This is a genomic window from Pseudomaricurvus sp. ABR4_320 (assembly GCF_056159445.1).
Window position 1 is genome coordinate 112349 of the sequence record NZ_JBSWVF010000009.1, and the last position, 18384, is coordinate 130732.

Here is an 18384-nt window from a genome sequence, read left to right on the forward strand (position 1 = left end):
TTTTAAAGCGTCGATTCTCTTTGCGTCTGATCGGTGGGTGCCCGGAGCGGGAATGACTCGCCTCATCATTGTTTCTTAAAATGAGACCAAATAGAGGTTTACGCTTCAAAGAGGCGCGTAGCCAATAAAGTCACTCTCATTTGGCTCTTTTCTGGTGCATAACAATAGGGTTTTGTCATTGTCTTTGTTGAATAAAAATTGGGTATCAATATCAGTGTTAAAGAATAAGTGGGTTGTGTTTGTTTTTCGGGTGGTAAGTCTTCTGAGTTTTTCTGTCGTGTTGAATGCTCACGTTTTTGCATCAGAGGTGCCGTTCAGCGTTCGAGCCGATCTTTTTGATTCGCAAGACCGTGAGCATCTTGGTCTGGATGTTCTTGCCTCTGCCGAAACTCATCGCGTCTATTCCTCATCCGATGGCGACGTCAAATACAATCACGGTGCAACGACTATTGGCTTTAAGGGCAAACTCTACGTCCAGTGGCAGGCGTCATTGCGTGACGAAGACGCGCCTGAAACCCAGGTTTTGTTTGCGTCAAGTGAAGACGGCGCTAGCTGGGGGACGCCTGAAACCTTGGTGGAGGCGCGGGAAGACGCATTGGTCACCAATGGTGGTTGGTGGACCGACGGCGAAACGCTGGTGGCTTATATCAATGTCTGGCCCCACGATTTGGAGCCCAAGGCAGGTTTCACGGAAGTCATCACCAGTCGTGATGGTATTGCATGGACTTCCCCACGTCGCCTTCGGTTTGGGACTGATCTGCTTGTTGACGGGGTTATCGAGCAGGATGTCCGAGCCTTGCCCAACGGTCGATTAATTAGCGCTCTGCATCGGCAACCTGGATTGATCGCCGTGCCAATCTATACGGATTCACCGCTTGGAATTGATGGTTGGCAGCTCGGCGAGATGCCGGTTCACAAACACCAGCGCGGTATGAGCCGAGAGTTGGAGCCCAGTTGGTTTCGACAGCAAGATGGTGATTTGGTTATGACCTTTCGCGATCAGGACGGCAGCTTTCGAATTCTTGCCAGCGTGAGCCAGGATCAAGGCGAACACTGGAGCGCGTCAGTCGAGACGGATTATCCCGACAGTCGGGCAAAGCAGAGCGCGGGTAATCTTCCCGATGGAACGGCTTTTATCGTCAACAATCCCAGTGGCAATAAAACGCGCATTCCTCTGACCATCAGCCGCAGTTGCGATGGTGAGATCTTTGATAAAGCCTGGATATTGCGGTCGCAGTCTGATCTGCAGCCCATGCAGTTTGATGGTCGCTATAAGCGAGTGGGTTACAGTTATCCCAAGAGTCGCGTGTGGGGTGACTCCATATACGTGAGCTATGCGACGAATAAAGAGGACATTGAGGTAACGCGAATTCCGATAGATGCCATCGAATGTACATCAAAAGCTGTGTCAAAATAAGTTCACAATAAGAACAATTGACCGTAATGCGAATATGTGAGATGTTCCTGGGTTTGGTGATCGGTGCGTAGGGCCTTTTAACGGGCCTGCCACCAGACCCCAGGGAGTAACCTACATGCAAATTGTGATTGCACTCGGCGGAAATGCATTGTTGCGTCGGGGTGAGCCTCTGACGACGGAAAATCAACTCGCGAACACGCGACTTGCCGCAGTGCCTCTGGCGGCCGTTGCCCGGAAACACAAGGTGGTATTAACTCACGGTAATGGGCCGCAGGTTGGCTTGTTATCGCTGCAGGCTGACGCCTACGCCACCTCTCACGAAGAGGTACCTGCCTATCCGCTGGATGTGATGGGGGCGGCAACCGCCGGAATGATCGGCTATATGCTCGAACAGGAATTGGGCAATCAACTCGGTTATTCGCAGCCTGTTGCCACCTTGCTGACACGAGTTGTTGTCGATCGTAATGATCCCGAGTTTCAGAACCCGACCAAATTTGTTGGCCCTGTTGTCGATGAAGAACAAGCGCAGCAGCTGAGCGATCGCAAAGGCTGGACCTTTCGTCAGGATGGCAACGGATGGCGCCGCGTGGTGCCTTCGCCACAACCGCAGCAAATTGTCTGGCACAGACCCATTCGCTGGCTACTGGCTCAGGATGCACTGGTGATTTGCGGTGGCGGTGGCGGTATTCCCATGACCTATCTGCCCGGTGGTCAGACGATGGCGGGGGTTGAGGCGGTGATCGATAAGGACCGGGCATCCGGATTGTTAGCCAGTGAGCTGCCGGCAGAACTGTTCGTGATGGCGACCGATGTGGATGGCGTCTATGTGGATTTCGGCAAGCCCTCGGCGCGTCGACTGGAAAAAACCTGTCCGGCAGAATTGGAAGCGCTGGGGTTTGCCAAAGGCAGTATGGGGCCGAAGGTCGAGGCGGCCTGTGCGTTTGTGCGTGCCACGGGCAATCCGGCGGTAATCGGTCAATTGGAAGCTATCGAAAACATCGTTGACGGTTTCTCAGGAACCTGGATTTATCCGGATGACGAAGGTTGACGTCAGAGAATACAGCGACTGGCTGACGCCTTATTTTTTACGGAACACTCCCGGCGTCATTCATTCGGTTTTTAATCGGGTGCTGAATATCCAGGTTGAGCCATCCCACGATCAACCGAGCTTGATCAGCCTCTGTCATGCCGGTGTTGATCCCGGTGCGTTTGCCGTTATTCTTTCTGGTCGAGTCAACTTCGCATCGTTGAATGTTGGTCAGCCGGTGCGCTTATCGCCAGCCGGTATGCAACTGAGTTCGAGTAAAGATCGGTTTCAGTTTGGCATCGTAAATGCTGCAGTTTACGAGCATCAACCGGCATGGGGTGAGATTCAACAGCTTTGGCAGGGAAGGGCGCTGTCGGCAGCAAGGGCAGAGCTTTGTCGCTTGGTGGCTGCTGAAAAGGACAAGAGTCTGGCCCTGTCTTTGGTCTTGGAGACCTTGTCTGAAAATCACTCCACCGATCTTCACGCCTTGAGTGACGTCCCGTTTTCTATAGAGCAGGTTTTTATCCGGGAAGCACTGGGTGTCGCCATGTCCGAATGTTTGAATGGCATCGACAGTTCATCGGAAGGCTGGTTGCATGCCGTCGACACTGTCATCGGTCTGGGTTCGGGATTGACCCCGACAGGTGATGACTTTCTGGCAGGTTTTATCCTGGGCTGCCATTGCTATAAAGATACCGGTGAGAGATGGCGATCCTGGCTAGGCTTCGGCCGATTACATCCGTTGCTGCAGAAGACGCATGTTCTGTCGAGAGAATTCATCCGCGCTGCCGCACAAGGGGGATGCAGTCGCACTTGGCAGCAGCTGCTGGCAGCTGGCCCAGGTGCACAGCTCTCGTCCTTTGTAACACGCATACTGTCGTTTGGCAGCTGCTCAGGTGCCGATATGCTGGCAGGTTTTATCTGGGCGCTTTACTGCCTTGATCGCTAACCTTAACCTCGGGTTGATTGATTAACGATGGCGTCTGCACCCGCTTGGGCAACCGCTTCGTCAATATCTCCGCTGGCACCACCTGCACCAATGGCGCCGACCAGAATGCCGTCGATCGTGATCGGCACTGCGCCCTGACCAAAGATCATATTGTTGCCTTCCAGCTCGGCGATGCGTCGCATCACGGGTTGCTCTGGTGGAATCTTGCCGCTGGCGACGCCGGTGGCTGCCGCGCAGAGTGCTTTACCCTGAGCGCCGTAGATGCTGGCCCAATTACAGCCATCCATGCGGGCAAAGGCCATCAGTCGACCTCCGGCATCGCAGACGGCGATGCAGAGCGCCACATTTCTTTCGGTCGCCGCCTGTTTCGCGGCAGCGAGGGCGTGTTCCGCGTTTTCCAAGGTAAGCAGAGTCATAGAGAAATATCCATTCATGCAAGGAGGTCTAAAACTTTAGTTCATAATACGAATAAATGTTCAAAAATAGTAGGGGGTCTGTTATGGTTTGGAAAATGGCCAGCGAGCGTGGAGCGGCACATTGCGGAAAAGTAAAAGCGGCGGTTACAAAGTTCTTCTCAATACGTGGGTTGCCTTAACGCTCATGTTGGCGTTGACCGGCTGTGGTAGCGAGAAGACATCCGTGAGTGGTTCCGCCGCGGAGGACCCTGCGGCGAGTCAGGCGAATGCCCGCTTTCAGCAGGGCCGTTTAATTCTCGCGGCGACCAAGCCGGGAACGCGACTGGATCCTCATCTCGATATCCAATGGGAAGTGCTCTACGTGCTCTCGGCGGTTTACGATACGCTCATTTATCAGGATGGCGAAGAATTTATTGCAGGGCTCGCCAAAGACTGGCAGCTGCTTGATGACGGCTTGCGATACCGCTTTACCTTGCGAGAAGACGTTCACTTCCACGATGGCAGTCGTTTTGATGCGGCTGCGGTAGCGTACAATATCGAGCGTATTCGCGGTTTTGGTCCCAGGTCTTTTAAAGCTGCGTCGCTTTTACGCAGTGTCTCGAGGGTAGAGGTTCAGTCACCTTTTGTGGTGGACATTGTGTTATCACAGCCTGATGGCAGTTTCTTGTTTAATCTAAGTTTGCCGTATCTGTCGATGGTTTCTCCCGCGGCCGCGCAGCAATGGGGCGACCAGTATCATCTACATCAGAGTGGTACTGGCCCTTATCAATTCAGTGAATATGTGCCCGGCGATCATTACACGTTAACTCGCAATCCCAACTACCAGTGGGCCCCTCAATTTAAACAGCAGGCTGTCAAAGAGGTTGGTGATATGCCTCGTGCGACGGATCAGCCGGTCGCAGAAATGGTCTGGCGATTTCTTCCCGAGCCTTCCACCCGAGCGCCGGCGTTGGAGGCGGGCGATGTGGATGTCGCTTTTGATTTGGTGCCGACGAATCTGCAGCGCATCAAAAACGCTCCGGATTTATCGGTGACCTACGCCTATCTGACCGGGCAGCCTGCCTATTGGTTTATCAATACTCAGAAGGCTCCAACCGATGAGTTGGCTGTGCGTCAGGCCATTCTTTATGCCGCCGATATGACGGCGGGAACTCAGGCCATTACTCGCGGTATTTGTCCACCGGCTCACGGCCCATTGTCTGCGGTAACGGCGGAATATTCACCCGCGCTGGACGATTTGTACGCGCACGATCCCGCCAAGGCAAAGCAGCTTCTCGATGAGGCCGGGTGGCGCGACCAGGACGGCGACGGTATTCGCGAGCGCGACGGCAAGCCCCTGGCCATCGATTTATCCATGGTTTCCTGGGGACAAAGTCGCCATTTCAGTGTGTTGCTGCAGGCGCAATTGCGAGACGTGGGCATACAGGTCAATCTGGAAATGATGGATTACGCGGTGCAGCTGGAAGCCGGACAGGCGGGCCGTAAAAATTTACTCTTTACAGGCAGTACAGGGTATTCGGCGGCGGATTCCCTGCGTCCGTATTTTCATTCAGATAATGTGGATTCCGGTTTTGCATTTTCCAAATACGAGGATCCGGAACTGGATCGTCTGTTGGATCGTGCTGCGGTCACCATGGAGACGGATCAGCGCACGGCACTGTATCAACAGGCTCAGACTCGCATTATGGATGCGGCACTGATTTTACCCATCTACGATTTTGCGCTGTTGATTGGAACACGCCAAGAGGTTGAGGGGCTCAGCTGGCGTTCTGTCGGCTTGGTGCCGACCTATGATCAAATGACTTTGCGCACGGCGGGAGATTAATCATGTTCAGATTTATCTGTCGTCGCTTGCTGCTGACTCTGCCCGTGTTGTTTGGCGTTATCAGTATTACCTTTGGCCTTCTGTATTTGTTGCCGGGGGATCCCGCCGCGACCATGTTGGCCCGCTCCGGCGCATCGGCTCAGCAGGTCGCTGAGTTGCGTGCGTCTCTCGGTCTGGATCGTCCGTTGGCGGTGCAGTTCTTCAGCTATATCGGTGACATCGCCCGCGGTGATCTTGGCAGCTCGCTGGCCAGTAATGAATCAGTACTGGCATTGCTGGCCGATCGATTGCCTAGAACCTTGGCATTAGTGCTGGCGGCACTGGCGATCGCCATACCCCTGGGAACCTTGATGGGGGTTGTCGCCGCCATCTACCGGGATAAATTTTTGGATCGGCTTCTGAGCGGAATCGCAGCGCTCGGCGTTTCTGTACCCTCGTTTTGGTCGGGGCTGATGTTGATTTTGATTTTTGCGGTCGGGCTGCGTTGGTTACCTGCCTCTGGGGCTGGAAGCTGGCAGCATCTGGTTCTGCCTGCAACGGTATTGGCGCTCGGTGCGATCGGCACCATTGCCCGGACCGCAAGGGCCAGTATGCTGGAGGCGCTGCGGCAGGATTTTATTCGCACTGCTCGGGCCAAAGGTCTGCGTGAATCCACCATTATTTGGCGTCACGCGTTGCCCAATGCGTTGATTCCTGTCGTGACCATTATTGGTTTGCAATTTGGCTGGCTGATCTCCGGTTCTTTTATTGTCGAAGAGGTCTTTTCCCGGCAGGGATTGGGCACTTTGTTAATCAATGCCATTCTCGATAAAGACTTGCCGATTGTGCAGGGCGTGGTGTTGGTTACCGCCGTACTTTATGTTTCCGTTAATCTCCTGGTTGATCTCGCCTACGGTTTGATTGACCCTCGTATCCGCTATGATTGATTGTCTATGTTATGCGCTTCCTTGTTGCTCTGCCAGGTAGTTTTCAGAGATCGCGCAGGGCGGGTCGCTCCGTGTTGAACCATCGTTTTTTTCGTCATCGAACGGCGGTTGTCTCTTCGCTTATTTTGCTGATTATGGCGGTTGCCGCGTTGTTGGCGCCCTGGCTGTCGCCCTTTGATCCGCTGGCGGTTAATCCGCCGGATTCTCTCTTGCCGCCGAACGCAACTCACTGGCTGGGTACGGATTTATTGGGGAGAGATATTTTCAGTCGGGTGTTAGCGGGGGCACGGGTGTCGCTCACCATTGGGTTTGTGTCCGTCGCAATTTCTGCCTCTGTGGGCGTCTTGCTGGGACTGTTTGCCGGTTATTATGGCGGTTGGCTCGATCAAGTCATTATGCGATTTATCGACATTCTGATGGCGTTTCCGGGCATTCTGCTGGCGCTGGCAATTGTCGCATTGCTTGGCCCCGGTCTGACCAACGTTATGATCGCGGTCGGTATCAGCGGTGTCGCCAACTATGCACGACTGGTTCGCGGCTCGGTGTTAGCCATTCGAGAAGAGGTTTACATTACTGCGGTGCGCAGTCTTGGCGCCAGCGATCTGCGCATTATTTTTGGCCATGTTCTTCCCAACGCCTTACCGCCCATTCTCGTGCTCGCCAGTATGTCCTACGGTTGGGCTCTGTTGAGTGCGGCCGGTTTGAGCTTCCTCGGATTGGGAGCGACACCGCCCACGGCGGAGTGGGGAGCGATGTTGAGCGATGGGCGTGAGTTGATTTGGGATGCGCCCTGGACAGCAATTTTCCCGGGTATCGCCATTATGCTGGTGGTTTTGGCGGCAAACCTGTTGGGGGATGCGCTGCGGGATGTGTTGGATCCCCGTATGCGTGTTTGATTGGAGCCTTCTGTGTCTGTTTCTCAAAGCGCTTTGAAAGAAACCTGTGATCTTTTGCTGCGTGCACGCTGGGCATTGCTGGATCCAGACTCGCCCGATGGTGCTCAGGAAAATGCAGGTTTGGCCATTCGCGACGGTGATGTTGTTGCTGCAGGGCCCTGGCAAGATATCGATGCACGCTTTGCAGGCCGGGAGCTACTGCACCTCGACGACGCCATATTGATGCCCGGCTTTGTCAATGCGCACGATCATGGGCGTGGTCTGACCGCGCGCCAGTTAGGCATAGAAGACGATTATCTCGAGCCCTGGCTGGTCGATTTAATGGCAATGCCGACATTGGACTGTCGGTTGGATACCCAGCTGGCGGCGCTGGACCAGCTGACAACGGGCATTACAACCTCTATTCATAGTTACTATCACGTCGACGGTGAGGGCTATGGTTCTACGCTGGATGCGGTTGCCGCTGGCTATCAGGACGCCGGGATGCGGGCAGGTGTCATCGCCAGTTTTCTCGATCGCAGTCAACTGCGAGAACTTTTGGTAGCCGTGCTGCCAGAGTTGGTCGGCGACGTGCGTGCGTTTGTTGACGACCGCTTAGCTCGGTCGCAAGCCCCCCTTTATGAGCCTTACTTCCAATGTCTTGAGCAACGTGCCGAGCAAATGAGTGATGCGCTCTGGTATTTATGCGGCCCGGTATCCATTCACTGGGCTAGTGACAGCTTGCTGTCTGAAATTGGCGTCCGCGCAAAACAGCTAAAAATGCCAGTGCAGGCTCATCTGCTGGAAAGCCCTCTACAGAGAATTCAGCAGGATCAAGGCGATGATTTGCTACAGCGATTGGATCGTGCTGCCTGGCCTTCTGACGCTGTTTCCATGGCCCACGGTGTCTATCTTTCGGAAGACGAAATGCGGGGGCTCGCGCAAAGAAACATCAGTGTTGTGCACAATCCCAGTTCCAATTTGAGGCTTGGCAACGGCGTCGCCCGTGTTACCCAGATGCTTTCAAAGGGGGTGACGGTGGCGCTTGGCTTAGACAGCCAGCCACTCGGTGATCGACCGGATATGTTTCAGGAAATGCGTCTTGCCGATGCCTTACAACGGCAGGCGGGTCACAACATTTCCCATCGGCAGTGGTTGGCTATGGCGACCAGCCAGGGCGCAAAAGCCATAGGCAAGTCCACACGGCTGGGCCGGTTGTTACCCGGCTACTGCGCGGATTTTATGGTGTTGTCGCTGGGGCAGATGGACCCTTGGTTGGGGGCAGAAGATCCCTGGGCGATGGCCGTTGAAACGGGCCGCCCGCAAGCCATAGAGCGAGTGTATGTCGGAGGACAGTTGCGAGTTAAGCACGGAGGCCATGTTGCTCTTGATCGCAGGCAGCTGCAGCGGCAACTCGAACAGCAGGCGCGATCCCAAGAGGCTGGATTGATGGAATTGCGCCGTCACCTTCGAGCGCTCAAACCCTTTTTACAAGGTTGGCGTCAGCGTCAGTTGGCATCGACCTTCCCGTGAGGCCAAACAGATGACCCAAGAAACCCGTTATTTTCCAGATGAAGAATACCAACAGCGCTGGGTGCGTTTGCAGCAGCACATGGTGCAGCAACAGATTCCGGCGGCGGTCATTCTCGGGCGTACCGCCGGTACTTATGATCGTTGCGCAGATTTGGTCTGGCTGACCAATTATTACGGTAATCAGCCTGGGCAGGGGCGGCGTGGTCCGGCGGGGTTTGCCGCGGTGTTGGTTGAGCAGGGCAAAGCTCCCGTGCTGATCGCCGATAACGTCGATCCGCAACTGCACCTTCTGGCGGCGAGTGACGTCATCCCCAGTACCAACATTTTTGCTGATCTTGCGGTGCAGGTGCAGGTGCGTAACCTGGATCAGCTCACCCTTTGTGGGTCAGACATAGTCCCGCTGAAGTACTGGTCGCAACTGAGTGAGAGTTTGCCCGGCGTCCAGTGGCGTTTTGAGGATTTATTGATTGCGACATTGCGGCAGCGTAAAAGCCCTCGTGAGCTGGTCGCCTTTCGGCAGGCCGGTAAGGTGGTCAGTGCCGCTTTGCTCGCAGGTTGTGATGCCTTGCGCAACGGTGCCAGCGAGGCCGATGCCGCCGGAGAGGCCGCGCGGGAAGTGTTTCGCGGAGGCGGTCAGGTTCATATGCTGCCGATTGCCCATGGCGAGGAGCTGCGCTATCTGGCATCAGACCCGCTGCCGGGCTTCAGTCGTCGAAAGCCTGCGACGGGAGATCTGGCGCGACTGTGGATTACCGGCCCGATGTTTCAGGGCTATTGGCTTGGACCCGGGCGCACGGTTGTGTGTGGACGAGATGCCGATGCCGGACAGCGCGAGTTGTTGGCCGCCAACGCCAACACGGTGAGCGAAATCATCGCTGCGATACGTCCGGGTCTTTCGGTGCGGGAGTTGGTCGCCGTTGGTGATCAGCAGTTGGAAAATTTCCGCGGAGATGCCGCCAGCTTGTCGAAAGAATGGCCCTTGTATGGCCACGGCAATGGTTTGTTTTTTGAGGGCCCTACCTTGTCGACGAAGGTGGGGCCAGATGCCGATATGATTCTACAGGCGGATATGGTCATCAGTATCGAGGTGTTTTATGAGCTCGAAGGGGTTGGCAGTTCCGGATTTGAAAACTGCGTCATTATCACCGAGCAGGGCACCGAACTCTTGACGACAACGCCTCTCCTGTTTTGATGTTTTTCTCTTTTAAACCTGTCTAAAAACTTGTCGTCAATGCTTGATCTGCGACGCAAAGTTGTTAATATGAACATAAGTTCATAATGCGCACATTTGTTTTGGGCGCTCGCATGCAAATGTTCTGCATGTGTTTATTGGCAGGCTGATGTCGTTTGTGGAGGGTGTATGGGTACAGCAGGGGCTAAAATTCGAGTAGGTGTTCACTACGAGCCCTCGACCGTAGATCCGCAGATTGGCGCCGCTGAGTTGGCGCTACAGATGACCAACGGTGTCTTTGATACCTTGGTGAACCGCACCGCCGATGGCAACTATTTGCCTGGTCTGGCTGAAACGTTCGAGATGTCAGAGGATGGTAAGCGCTATCGTCTGGTGTTGCGTCAAGACGTGCTCTTTCACGATGGCACGCCGTTTAACGCTGCGGCCGTGGCGTTTACCCTGGATCGCGCACGCGACCCCATCAATGAATCCAAGCTGGCCGGCTGCATGTTGGGCAGTTACCTGCGTTCTGAAATCGTCGATGAGTTCACCATCGATATGTATCTCGCCAAACCCTACGGACTGTTTCTCGATGCCTTGAGTCAAGGTTGGTTGGCGCCGGTATCGCCAACGGCAGTTGAGCGTTTCGGCGAAGCGTTCGGTCGCTGCCCAGTAGGCACAGGCCCTTTTCGTTTTAGCGAATGGCGAGCCGGTCACAGTATTACGCTGGTCCGCAATGAGGCTTACGCCTGGGCGCCACCTATGGTGAACAACACTGGGCCGGTGGCGATTGCAGAAATTCAATTTTGTTTCCTGGCCGATCCCGCTGAGCGCAGTCGCGCCCTGGAAAGCGGCGAAGTAGATATGATTTTCTATGTCGCGCCTGACACGGTTCAGACCTTTCGGGAATCCGCTGGCTTTAAGGTGGACACCTTTCCCATTCGCGGTATTCCCGTGTGCATGATGATGAATCTCGAAAAAGTGCCGACTGACTCTCTTCTTGTAAGGCAGGCCATCAATACGGCCATCGACCAGGACGCCTTAGTTGCTGAAGTGTTTCGCGGCGAGTTTGAACGCGCCTATGGCCCCGTCTCTCAATTTACTCTTGGGTTTGAGCCAGAGGTTCAACATTTTTACCCCTATCGGCCGTCTTACGCTGAAGAATTTCTGGACGAGGCCGGATGGCTGAAAGAGGCAGACGGTTATCGCTACCGCAATGGACGTATGCTGTCGGTTGAATTTTTTGCGCTGCCGGTTAATTTCTATCCGGAGTTTGGGCGCATTGTCACGGAGCAATTGCGCAAGGTGGGCATTGAGGTCAATGTTCAAATTCTTGATCCGGTACCGTGGATTCAAGCGGGAATGGCCGGTAATCACCATCTGATTCCCCAGGGTAAATATGCCAGCACGGCGGAACTTCTGCCCTTTGTCTATCACTCGCGCAACAGTGGTGCCGATGGTTATGGTTGGAGCAAACGCACCGCCGATCATCGCCCGGGTCTTGATGCTTTGTTGGAGTCGGTGGAAGAGGCCAGTGATCCTGAAGTCTATCTGCCGCTTTTAAAAGATATACAGAAAATGGTGATGCAAGAAGCCCTTGTTGTGCCTCTGCATTGCAACACCAACATTGTGGCCAGCCGTGATGACATTCGTGGTCTGGCATTTGATGCTATTGGCGCCTATCCCCTGTGGCACGATGTCGAACGAACTTGCAGTGAGGTTAACCATGCCCGTTAAAACGCTTGTAAGGCGTGGTGAATATCACGATTCGGTACGCTTGATGCAGCTTTCTGGGCAGCTCAGAACCTCCGCGGGCGTTGAAGAAGCCATGGTTATGATGGCGACGCCCAACAACTGCCGTATTCTCGCTGCCGCTGGGTTGCTGGAAGGAGACGCTGCTGACGCCCGTGCCGATGATCTGGTGATTGCGATTCGGGCAGAAGACAGCGATGCCTTAGACGCGGCTGTTACGTCGGCGTTGGAAAAATTGCAGCAGCGTATCGAGACTGCGTCACAGTCCTATCAGCATCGCAGCTTGGATACCGCGCTAAGGGATGCGCCCGAGGCGTCTCTGGCATTAATTTCAGTGCCTGGCATCTACGCTGTTCGGGAAGCGCGACGCGCGTTGGAAGCCGGGCTGAATGTCATGATGTTCAGTGACAATGTTCCGCTGGAAGATGAAGTGAGCCTTAAGCTTTACGCCCGCAGTCAAAATCTTCTATTGATGGGGCCGGATTGTGGCACGGCCATTATTGACGGCGTCGGGCTGGGTTTTGCCAACCGGGTTGAACGCGGCAAGGTGGGAATCATCGGTGCATCGGGAACTGGGATGCAGGAAATTATTTGCTTGCTGGACAGTATCGGCATTGGGATTTCTCAGGCCATTGGCACGGGTGGTCGGGATCTGTCGATAGAAGTGGGCGGCATCACCATGTTGATGGCGTTTGATCGATTGCTCGCTGACCCTCAGACTGAGGTGATTTGCCTGACATCCAAACCACCGTCCGCAGAAATTGCCAGCATACTGGTGAAAAAAGCCAGCGAAAGTGCTAAGCCAGTCGTTATCAATTTTCTCGGTTGTTCCCCTGAGCAGTTTTCTGACGATGGCGGAGATGCCGATCATATTTCTTGGGCTGGAACCTTAGAGCAAGCCGCCGAGGTGATCGCCGTGAATGCGGTCGCCGCGAATGTGGTCGCCGTGAATGCGGCTGCTGCGACCGCTGAAGAATCTCCAGCCCTGCCGCTCTTGTCTGCAGCAGAGCTGCAAGCTGCAGCGGCAGAGCAAGCCCAAAAGCTCGACGGCGCTCAACAGTATGTGCGAGCACTCTATGCCGGTGGAACCCTGTGCTATGAGGCATTATTGCAGCTGCAGCCGGTCATGGGGCCACTGCATTCGAACTTGCACGTGGACGGTGTGCTCGAGTTGGCAGACAGCTTTTCCAGCCAAAAGCACACCCTCCTCGATATGGGGGAAGATGAGTTTACCGCCGGTCGTGCACATCCCATGATCGATTCCAGCCTCCGTCATCAGCGCATTATTGATGAAGCTGGCGATCCAGACGTTGCCGTGTTACTGCTTGATCTGGTGATCGGCGAAGGCGCCGTCGCAGATCCAGCCGGAGAGCTCGTCCCGGTGATTCGACAAGCGCGAGACATCGCAGCCAAAGAGCAACGATGGCTACCGGTGGTGGTCCATGTCTGTGGCACACGGGCAGATAAACAGTCACTCGCTGAGCAGGTGGCGCAATTAATGGACGCGGACGTGATGGTCGCCGCGACGAATTGCGAAGCCATCCGATTGGCGGCGGCGATTGTTGCTCAGAATTCCATTTCTCCAAATTAATAAGCGGGAGTCTAAGCGTGAGTGAGCAAAGTTTTTTAGGCAAGCCCCTAACGGTGATTAATATTGGTCTCGATTTGTTTGCCGACTGTTTGCACGATCAACAGCAGCCGGTGATCGCTGTGCAGTGGGAGCCTCCCGCCAAAGGCGATTCCGAATTGCTCGATATACTTGATGATCTGCTTTAAACGCTTAGGAACCACTGATTAATTATCTGCGTTTCCATCGCCAACATTAATCAGAGGTTCCCTAACGTAGTGTTTTCAATGTTCCCTTTTTATTACCGACAGTTTTCTAGGAAGTAGATGTGACCAGTTTAAAAGAACACATTGCCTCGGCGAATGCGGAAGCCTTGCAACGCTTGTTGGCCGGGCGTCCCACTCTGGTTGATGTCGCACCGGCCATCGACGTTGTGCCCAATATGGCACCCAATCTTATTTTGCATTCAGCCCCGCAAATTGAATGGGCGCGGATGTGTGGTCCCCATCGTCACGGGGTTATCGGCGCGGCACTTTGGGAAGGTTTGGCAACCTCCGCGGAGGAGGCTGAGCGACTGATCGAAATGGGTGAAATTCGCGTTGAGCCCTGTCATCACCACGACAGCGTTGGTGCTGGCGCAGGGATTACGTCGGCCTCGACACCGATGTTGGTCGTGGAAAACCGTGGCTTTGGCAATCGTGCGTTTAGCTGTTTGTCTGAGGGTGGCGGCTTGCGACTGATCAAGTGGGGCAGCTACGACGACGAGATTGGACGTCACCTTTCGTGGCAGGCAAAGGTGCTGGGTCCCGCTCTGTCTGCGGCATTGCAGCGCACCGATGGTATTGATATTCGCAATATCATCGCCAAGGCGGTACAGATGGGCGACGAGTGTCACAATCGCAGTGTCGCCGCGACGGGTTTGTTTTTCCGGGAGTTGATTGGACCCTTAACCGAAACCGATTTGCCTGCTGATGATTTACAGAAGGTTATTCAGTTTTTGGTCGAAGCCGATCATTTCTTTTTGCACGGCATCATGGCGGCAGCAAAGGCGACCTTAGAACCCTGTAAGCATGTGGAATACAGCACAATGGTCACGGCAATGGCCCGCAATGGTGTCGATTTTGGCATTCAAGTGAGTGGCTTGGGGGATGAATGGTTTGTCGCACCGGCGGAAAATGTCGAAGGTCTTTTCTTCCGTTCGGAGTGGTCCGATGCCGACGCCGCGCCAGATCTTGGTGACAGTTGTATCACGGAAACTGTCGGCCTGGGCGGTTTTATTCAGCCCGCTGCGCCTACCGTTACACAATACGTCCAAGGCAGTATGGCAGAAGCCATTGCCAATACCCGGCAGATGGCGGAAATCTGTATCGGTGAGAATACCGACGTGCAAATTCCCGCTATGGATTTTGCGCCTGCACCTGTGGGTATCGATATTCGCAAGGTTGTCCAAACCGGCATTGCACCGCTGATTGATACGGCCATTACTCACAAAGAGGGCGGTCTCATTGGTGCGGGGCAGGTGCGTGCACCGCTGGCGTGTTTCGAATTGGCTTTAAAAGCTTTCGCCGCCCGTTATCAAAATCAGGGTTGATCGCAATGACCGACTTGCGCCAAAAAATTGCAGCAGCCAATCGTGAGGTGCTGTTGCGATTTAATCAGGCCCGCCCGCGTTGGGTCGATGTTCAGCCAGCTGGCGAAATCCTTAAGGGGATGACCAAAGAAACCATTCTGCACGCAGGTCCACCCATTGCGTTTGAACGGATGTGTGGGCCACAGCGAATGGGCGTGCTTAATGCGATTGTCTACGAAGGTCTGGCGGAGACGGAGTCGGAGGCCGAAGCGCTGATTGCGAGGAATGCGGTGCGCATTGCGCCCTGTCACGAATTGGGCACCACCGGCGGTATGGCGGGTATTACCAGTGCCTCCAGCCCGTTGGCGGTTGTTGTCGACGAAGCCAGTGGTGCGATCGGTTGCTCGCAGTTGTTTCAGGGGCCGGCAACCGGACTGCAAAAGCGGGAAGACTACAATCGTGAGGCACTGAATCAATGGCGCTGGTTGGATTCCGTGTTTGGTCCTGCTCTGTCCCGTGCACTGTTGTGCAGTGGCGGTATTGATGTTCGAACACTTATCGCGAAATCTTTAACCATGGGCGATGAATGTCACAACCGCAACTCGGCTGGCAGCCTGCTGTTATTGCAGGAGTTGGCGGCGCCACTGGCTGCGACAGCGGTTTCATCGCACCTATTGAAAGACGTCTTACACTACCTGAAGGTTGCCGAGCAATTTTCACTGTGTATTTTTATGGCAGCGGCGAAAGCGATGACCCTGGCCGTTAGCGATGTGCCGTATTCGACCGTGGTAACGACCCTGTCCCGCAATGGCGTCGATTTCGGTGTTCGTGTCGCAGGCATGCCCAATGAGTGGTTTGTTGCCGCAGCGAATCCGGTGCATGGTTTGTATTTTTCCTCCGACTGGAGCGATGCGGATGCCGTGCTGGATATGGGTGACAGTGCCATTATGGAAACCGTAGGTTTGGGTGGGCATGTGCAGGCGGCAGCGCCGGCGTTACAACAGCTTGTCGGTGGCAGTTTTGGCAGGGCATCCAGCTTAACTCAGGAAATGGGCGAAATTACCACTGGGTTTCTCGACGATTATCGTCTGCCGAATTTGGATTTTGCCGCGGCGCCCGCGGGTACCGACATACGTAAAGTCGTTGCCACGGGTATAACACCGGTGATTGATACCGCGATTGCTCACCGACTCGGGGGTGTTATCGGTGCGGGTCAGACCCGCGCTCCCTTTGATTGCTTTGCCGGTGCCCTGCGCCGCTTTGCTGAAATCTATCAATAGGAGCCGATTGTGGGAGAAACAGACCGTCTCGATCAGCCTCTCCCAAATGCTCCTGCTGTGAATTCTCCACTCTTACAGATCGACGATTTACAGGTCGTGTTTGATACCGGCGCGGGGCCTGTGGTCGCCGTTGATCACACCTCTTTTACGGTCTCGGCGGGAGAGACCCTGGCAATCGTCGGTGAGAGTGGTTCCGGTAAAAGTGCCACCATGTTGGCGGTTATGGGGCTGATTCAAGACCCGGGTCGTATTGCGGGTGGGCGTATTCAATTGCAGGGCCGCGACCTTGCCGACATGAGTCGTGCTGAATTACGCAGGGTGAGGGGGGGAAGCATGGCGATGGTCTTTCAAGATCCGATGACCTCTCTAAATCCTCTGCTCACCATTGGTCGCCAATTGGCTGAATCCCTTGCCGCTCACGGTCGTTACAATCGCAGGGAGATCAAGGCGCGCTCCCTGGAGATTCTGGAACGTGTGGGACTCACCGGTGGTGAGTCGCAATTGAAAAAATATCCCCATCAGCTCTCAGGCGGAATGCGGCAGCGGGTGATGATCGCCATCGCGCTGATTTGCAAACCAGAGCTGTTGATTGCCGATGAGCCGACGACGGCGTTGGATGTCACGGTACAGGCGCAAATTGTTGAATTGGTAAAAGAGCTTCAGGCCGAGATGGGCACGGCGGTGGTCTGGATCAGCCACGATCTGGGGCTGGTCGCGGGATTGGCCGATCGGGTGATGGTGATGTATGCCGGGGCGCCGGTTGAGGTGGCGACTGTCGAAGGGATTTTTACCGCTCCAGCGCATCCCTACACGGCGGCGCTTTTGGATTCTTTACCGCGCTTGGACTCCGAGCGTAAGCGGTCTCTGCAAGCGATTGCCGGCAGTCCGCCAAATTTGGCCATCGCTGCGCAGGGGTGTCGATTTCAGCCCCGTTGTCGTTGTGATCTGCCTCTGTGTCAAAGTGACGGCCCGGTGTTGCAAGCGGTGGCGGGAACCGACAGCCGGTCAGCCTGCTGGCGGTCCGAAGATCTGGTGCGAGCAGGCATAGACGAGCTGGACAGAGGTGCACTATGAGCCGTAGCTGGCCGTTAATTGAGGCGCGCAATCTCAGTGTTCACTACCCGGACAAGTCCGGCCGCCAGGGCAAGAGCTTTACGGCGGTCAATGGCTTGTCCTTTACCATCGAAAAGGGGGAGACCCTGGGTTTGGTGGGTGAATCGGGCAGTGGCAAATCCAGTACCGGGCGCGCCTTGCTGGGCCTTGAACAGAGTGTCTCTGGGCAGTGCCTGCTTGATGGCGTCGATTTACTGCGCCTGTCGAAGGTGATTTTGCGGCGCCAGCGGCGGCGAATGCAGATGATTTTTCAGGATCCTTATGCTTCGCTTAATCCGCGTCGCACAGCCGCAGAAACCATTGCCGAGCCTCTGCTTATTCATCGCCTGGGAAACCGGCAATGGCGTCGCCAGCGGGTGGCAGAGCTGCTGGACATGGTTGGGTTGACCGCGGCACAGGGAAATCGTTTGCCCCATGAGTTTTCCGGCGGTCAGCGGCAGCGTATCGGAATTGCGCGGGCGTTGGCATCGGCACCGGACTTTGTTGTCTGTGATGAAGCGATTGCTGCGCTGGATGTATCGATACAGGCGCAGATTATTAATTTGCTGTTGTCGTTGCAGCAGCAGTTGGCGCTCACCTTTTTGTTTATTTCTCACGATCTGGCGGTGGTGCGCCACGTGGCAGATCGTATTGCGGTGATGTATCGCGGTCGCATCGTTGAACTGCTGCCAGCGGCTAAAGTGCCGGAACATGCAGCACACCCCTATACCCAGCTGCTGCTCTCTGCGATACCTGAACCAACGCTGGAATCGCGAGCCCGTGGTGTGCCGGCGACGGCGCAGGTAGTTTCGGCGGAGGTTTCTTTGGATGGGTGTGCGTTTGCACCTCGCTGCCAGCGTGCCAGCGCTCAGTGCTGGGCGACGGCACCGGACGTTCGAGCCTTGACGCGCGATCACTGGATTGCCTGCCATCATCCAGAATGAACAATTTATGATCGATTTGGCGTGCGAAGTAGCTTGTCAG

16 protein-coding genes are annotated in these 18384 nt (G+C 55.1%); 15 read left to right on the plus strand and 1 reads right to left on the minus strand.

Annotated elements, in window-relative coordinates:
* The first annotated feature begins 214 nt into the window (after nucleotides 1–214).
* The 3 genes from ACXAFR_RS18035 to ACXAFR_RS18045 all read left to right on the plus strand — a co-directional run bounded on the left by ACXAFR_RS18035 (nucleotide 215) and on the right by ACXAFR_RS18045 (nucleotide 3393).
* Nucleotides 215–1417 (plus strand): sialidase family protein, encoded by a 1203-nt coding sequence (locus tag ACXAFR_RS18035; RefSeq protein ID WP_475179225.1) that lies wholly within the window; start codon nucleotides 215–217, stop codon nucleotides 1415–1417.
* Nucleotides 1418–1532: 115 nt separating this feature from the next.
* Nucleotides 1533–2465, plus strand: a complete 933-nt coding sequence (arcC, locus tag ACXAFR_RS18040; RefSeq protein WP_475179227.1) for a carbamate kinase — start codon at nucleotides 1533–1535, stop codon at nucleotides 2463–2465.
* The gene (locus ACXAFR_RS18045; protein ID WP_475179229.1) at nucleotides 2452–3393 is read left to right on the plus strand and encodes an oxamate carbamoyltransferase subunit AllH family protein; all 942 of its coding nucleotides are present in this window, start codon (nucleotides 2452–2454) and stop codon (nucleotides 3391–3393) included. The genes arcC and ACXAFR_RS18045 overlap by 14 nt, the downstream gene beginning before the upstream one ends.
* A 2-nt stretch (nucleotides 3394–3395) precedes the next feature.
* Here the strand turns inward: ACXAFR_RS18045 and ACXAFR_RS18050 are convergent, their stop codons facing one another.
* On the minus strand, nucleotides 3396–3809 hold the full coding sequence (locus ACXAFR_RS18050) for a GlcG/HbpS family heme-binding protein (protein ID WP_475179231.1): 414 nt from the start codon (nucleotides 3807–3809) through the stop codon (nucleotides 3396–3398).
* A gap of 121 nt (nucleotides 3810–3930) precedes the next feature.
* Between ACXAFR_RS18050 and ACXAFR_RS18055 the strand changes: the two genes are divergently transcribed.
* The 12 genes from ACXAFR_RS18055 (at nucleotide 3931) to ACXAFR_RS18110 (ending at nucleotide 18344) form a co-directional block, all read left to right on the plus strand.
* Nucleotides 3931–5634: an ABC transporter substrate-binding protein gene (locus ACXAFR_RS18055; protein WP_475179234.1), complete on the plus strand. Its 1704-nt coding sequence runs from the start codon at nucleotides 3931–3933 to the stop codon at nucleotides 5632–5634.
* Nucleotides 5635–5636: 2 nt separating this feature from the next.
* A complete protein-coding gene (locus tag ACXAFR_RS18060) occupies nucleotides 5637–6560 on the plus strand; it encodes an ABC transporter permease (RefSeq protein ID WP_475179236.1) in 924 nt (307 codons plus the stop codon).
* 71 nt (nucleotides 6561–6631) lie between these two features.
* The gene (nikC, locus tag ACXAFR_RS18065; protein WP_475179238.1) at nucleotides 6632–7456 is read left to right on the plus strand and encodes a nickel transporter permease; all 825 of its coding nucleotides are present in this window, start codon (nucleotides 6632–6634) and stop codon (nucleotides 7454–7456) included.
* Nucleotides 7457–7468: 12 nt separating this feature from the next.
* Nucleotides 7469–8968, plus strand: a complete 1500-nt coding sequence (locus tag ACXAFR_RS18070) for an amidohydrolase family protein (protein WP_475179241.1) — start codon at nucleotides 7469–7471, stop codon at nucleotides 8966–8968.
* A 10-nt stretch (nucleotides 8969–8978) separates the two neighbouring features.
* Nucleotides 8979–10160: a M24 family metallopeptidase gene (locus tag ACXAFR_RS18075; RefSeq protein WP_475179243.1), complete on the plus strand. Its 1182-nt coding sequence runs from the start codon at nucleotides 8979–8981 to the stop codon at nucleotides 10158–10160.
* 168 nt (nucleotides 10161–10328) lie between these two features.
* Nucleotides 10329–11876: an ABC transporter substrate-binding protein gene (locus ACXAFR_RS18080; RefSeq protein WP_475179244.1), complete on the plus strand. Its 1548-nt coding sequence runs from the start codon at nucleotides 10329–10331 to the stop codon at nucleotides 11874–11876.
* A complete protein-coding gene (gene fdrA / locus ACXAFR_RS18085) occupies nucleotides 11836–13482 on the plus strand; it encodes an acyl-CoA synthetase FdrA (protein WP_475179247.1) in 1647 nt (548 codons plus the stop codon). The genes ACXAFR_RS18080 and fdrA overlap by 41 nt, the downstream gene beginning before the upstream one ends.
* A 17-nt stretch (nucleotides 13483–13499) precedes the next feature.
* Complete coding sequence (locus ACXAFR_RS18090) at nucleotides 13500–13667, plus strand: hypothetical protein (RefSeq protein ID WP_475179250.1); 168 nt, start codon at nucleotides 13500–13502, stop codon at nucleotides 13665–13667.
* 119 nt (nucleotides 13668–13786) lie between these two features.
* Entirely contained in the window at nucleotides 13787–15049 is a 1263-nt protein-coding gene (locus ACXAFR_RS18095; RefSeq protein ID WP_475179253.1) for a YlbE family protein, read from the plus strand.
* Nucleotides 15050–15054: 5 nt separating this feature from the next.
* Entirely contained in the window at nucleotides 15055–16308 is a 1254-nt protein-coding gene (locus ACXAFR_RS18100; RefSeq protein WP_475179255.1) for a YlbE family protein, read from the plus strand.
* Between the two features lie 9 nt (nucleotides 16309–16317).
* A complete protein-coding gene (locus ACXAFR_RS18105) occupies nucleotides 16318–17382 on the plus strand; it encodes an ABC transporter ATP-binding protein (protein WP_475179256.1) in 1065 nt (354 codons plus the stop codon).
* The gene (locus ACXAFR_RS18110; protein WP_475179259.1) at nucleotides 17379–18344 is read left to right on the plus strand and encodes an oligopeptide/dipeptide ABC transporter ATP-binding protein; all 966 of its coding nucleotides are present in this window, start codon (nucleotides 17379–17381) and stop codon (nucleotides 18342–18344) included. The genes ACXAFR_RS18105 and ACXAFR_RS18110 overlap by 4 nt, the downstream gene beginning before the upstream one ends.
* Nucleotides 18345–18384 lie beyond the last annotated feature (40 nt).

Bases quoted from the DNA above. Each gene is read 5' to 3' on its own strand.
- arcC (WP_475179227.1), top strand. From the start codon at position 1,533: ATGCAAATTGTGATTGCACTCGGCGGAAATGCATTGTTGCGTCGGGGT.
- ACXAFR_RS18045 (WP_475179229.1), top strand. From the start codon at position 2,452: ATGACGAAGGTTGACGTCAGAGAATACAGCGACTGGCTGACGCCTTAT.
- ACXAFR_RS18050 (WP_475179231.1), bottom strand. From the start codon at position 3,809: ATGACTCTGCTTACCTTGGAAAACGCGGAACACGCCCTCGCTGCCGCG.
- ACXAFR_RS18060 (WP_475179236.1), top strand. From the start codon at position 5,637: ATGTTCAGATTTATCTGTCGTCGCTTGCTGCTGACTCTGCCCGTGTTG.
- ACXAFR_RS18075 (WP_475179243.1), top strand. From the start codon at position 8,979: ATGACCCAAGAAACCCGTTATTTTCCAGATGAAGAATACCAACAGCGC.
- ACXAFR_RS18080 (WP_475179244.1), top strand. From the start codon at position 10,329: ATGGGTACAGCAGGGGCTAAAATTCGAGTAGGTGTTCACTACGAGCCC.
- fdrA (WP_475179247.1), top strand. From the start codon at position 11,836: ATGTCGAACGAACTTGCAGTGAGGTTAACCATGCCCGTTAAAACGCTT.
- ACXAFR_RS18100 (WP_475179255.1), top strand. From the start codon at position 15,055: ATGACCGACTTGCGCCAAAAAATTGCAGCAGCCAATCGTGAGGTGCTG.
- ACXAFR_RS18110 (WP_475179259.1), top strand. From the start codon at position 17,379: ATGAGCCGTAGCTGGCCGTTAATTGAGGCGCGCAATCTCAGTGTTCAC.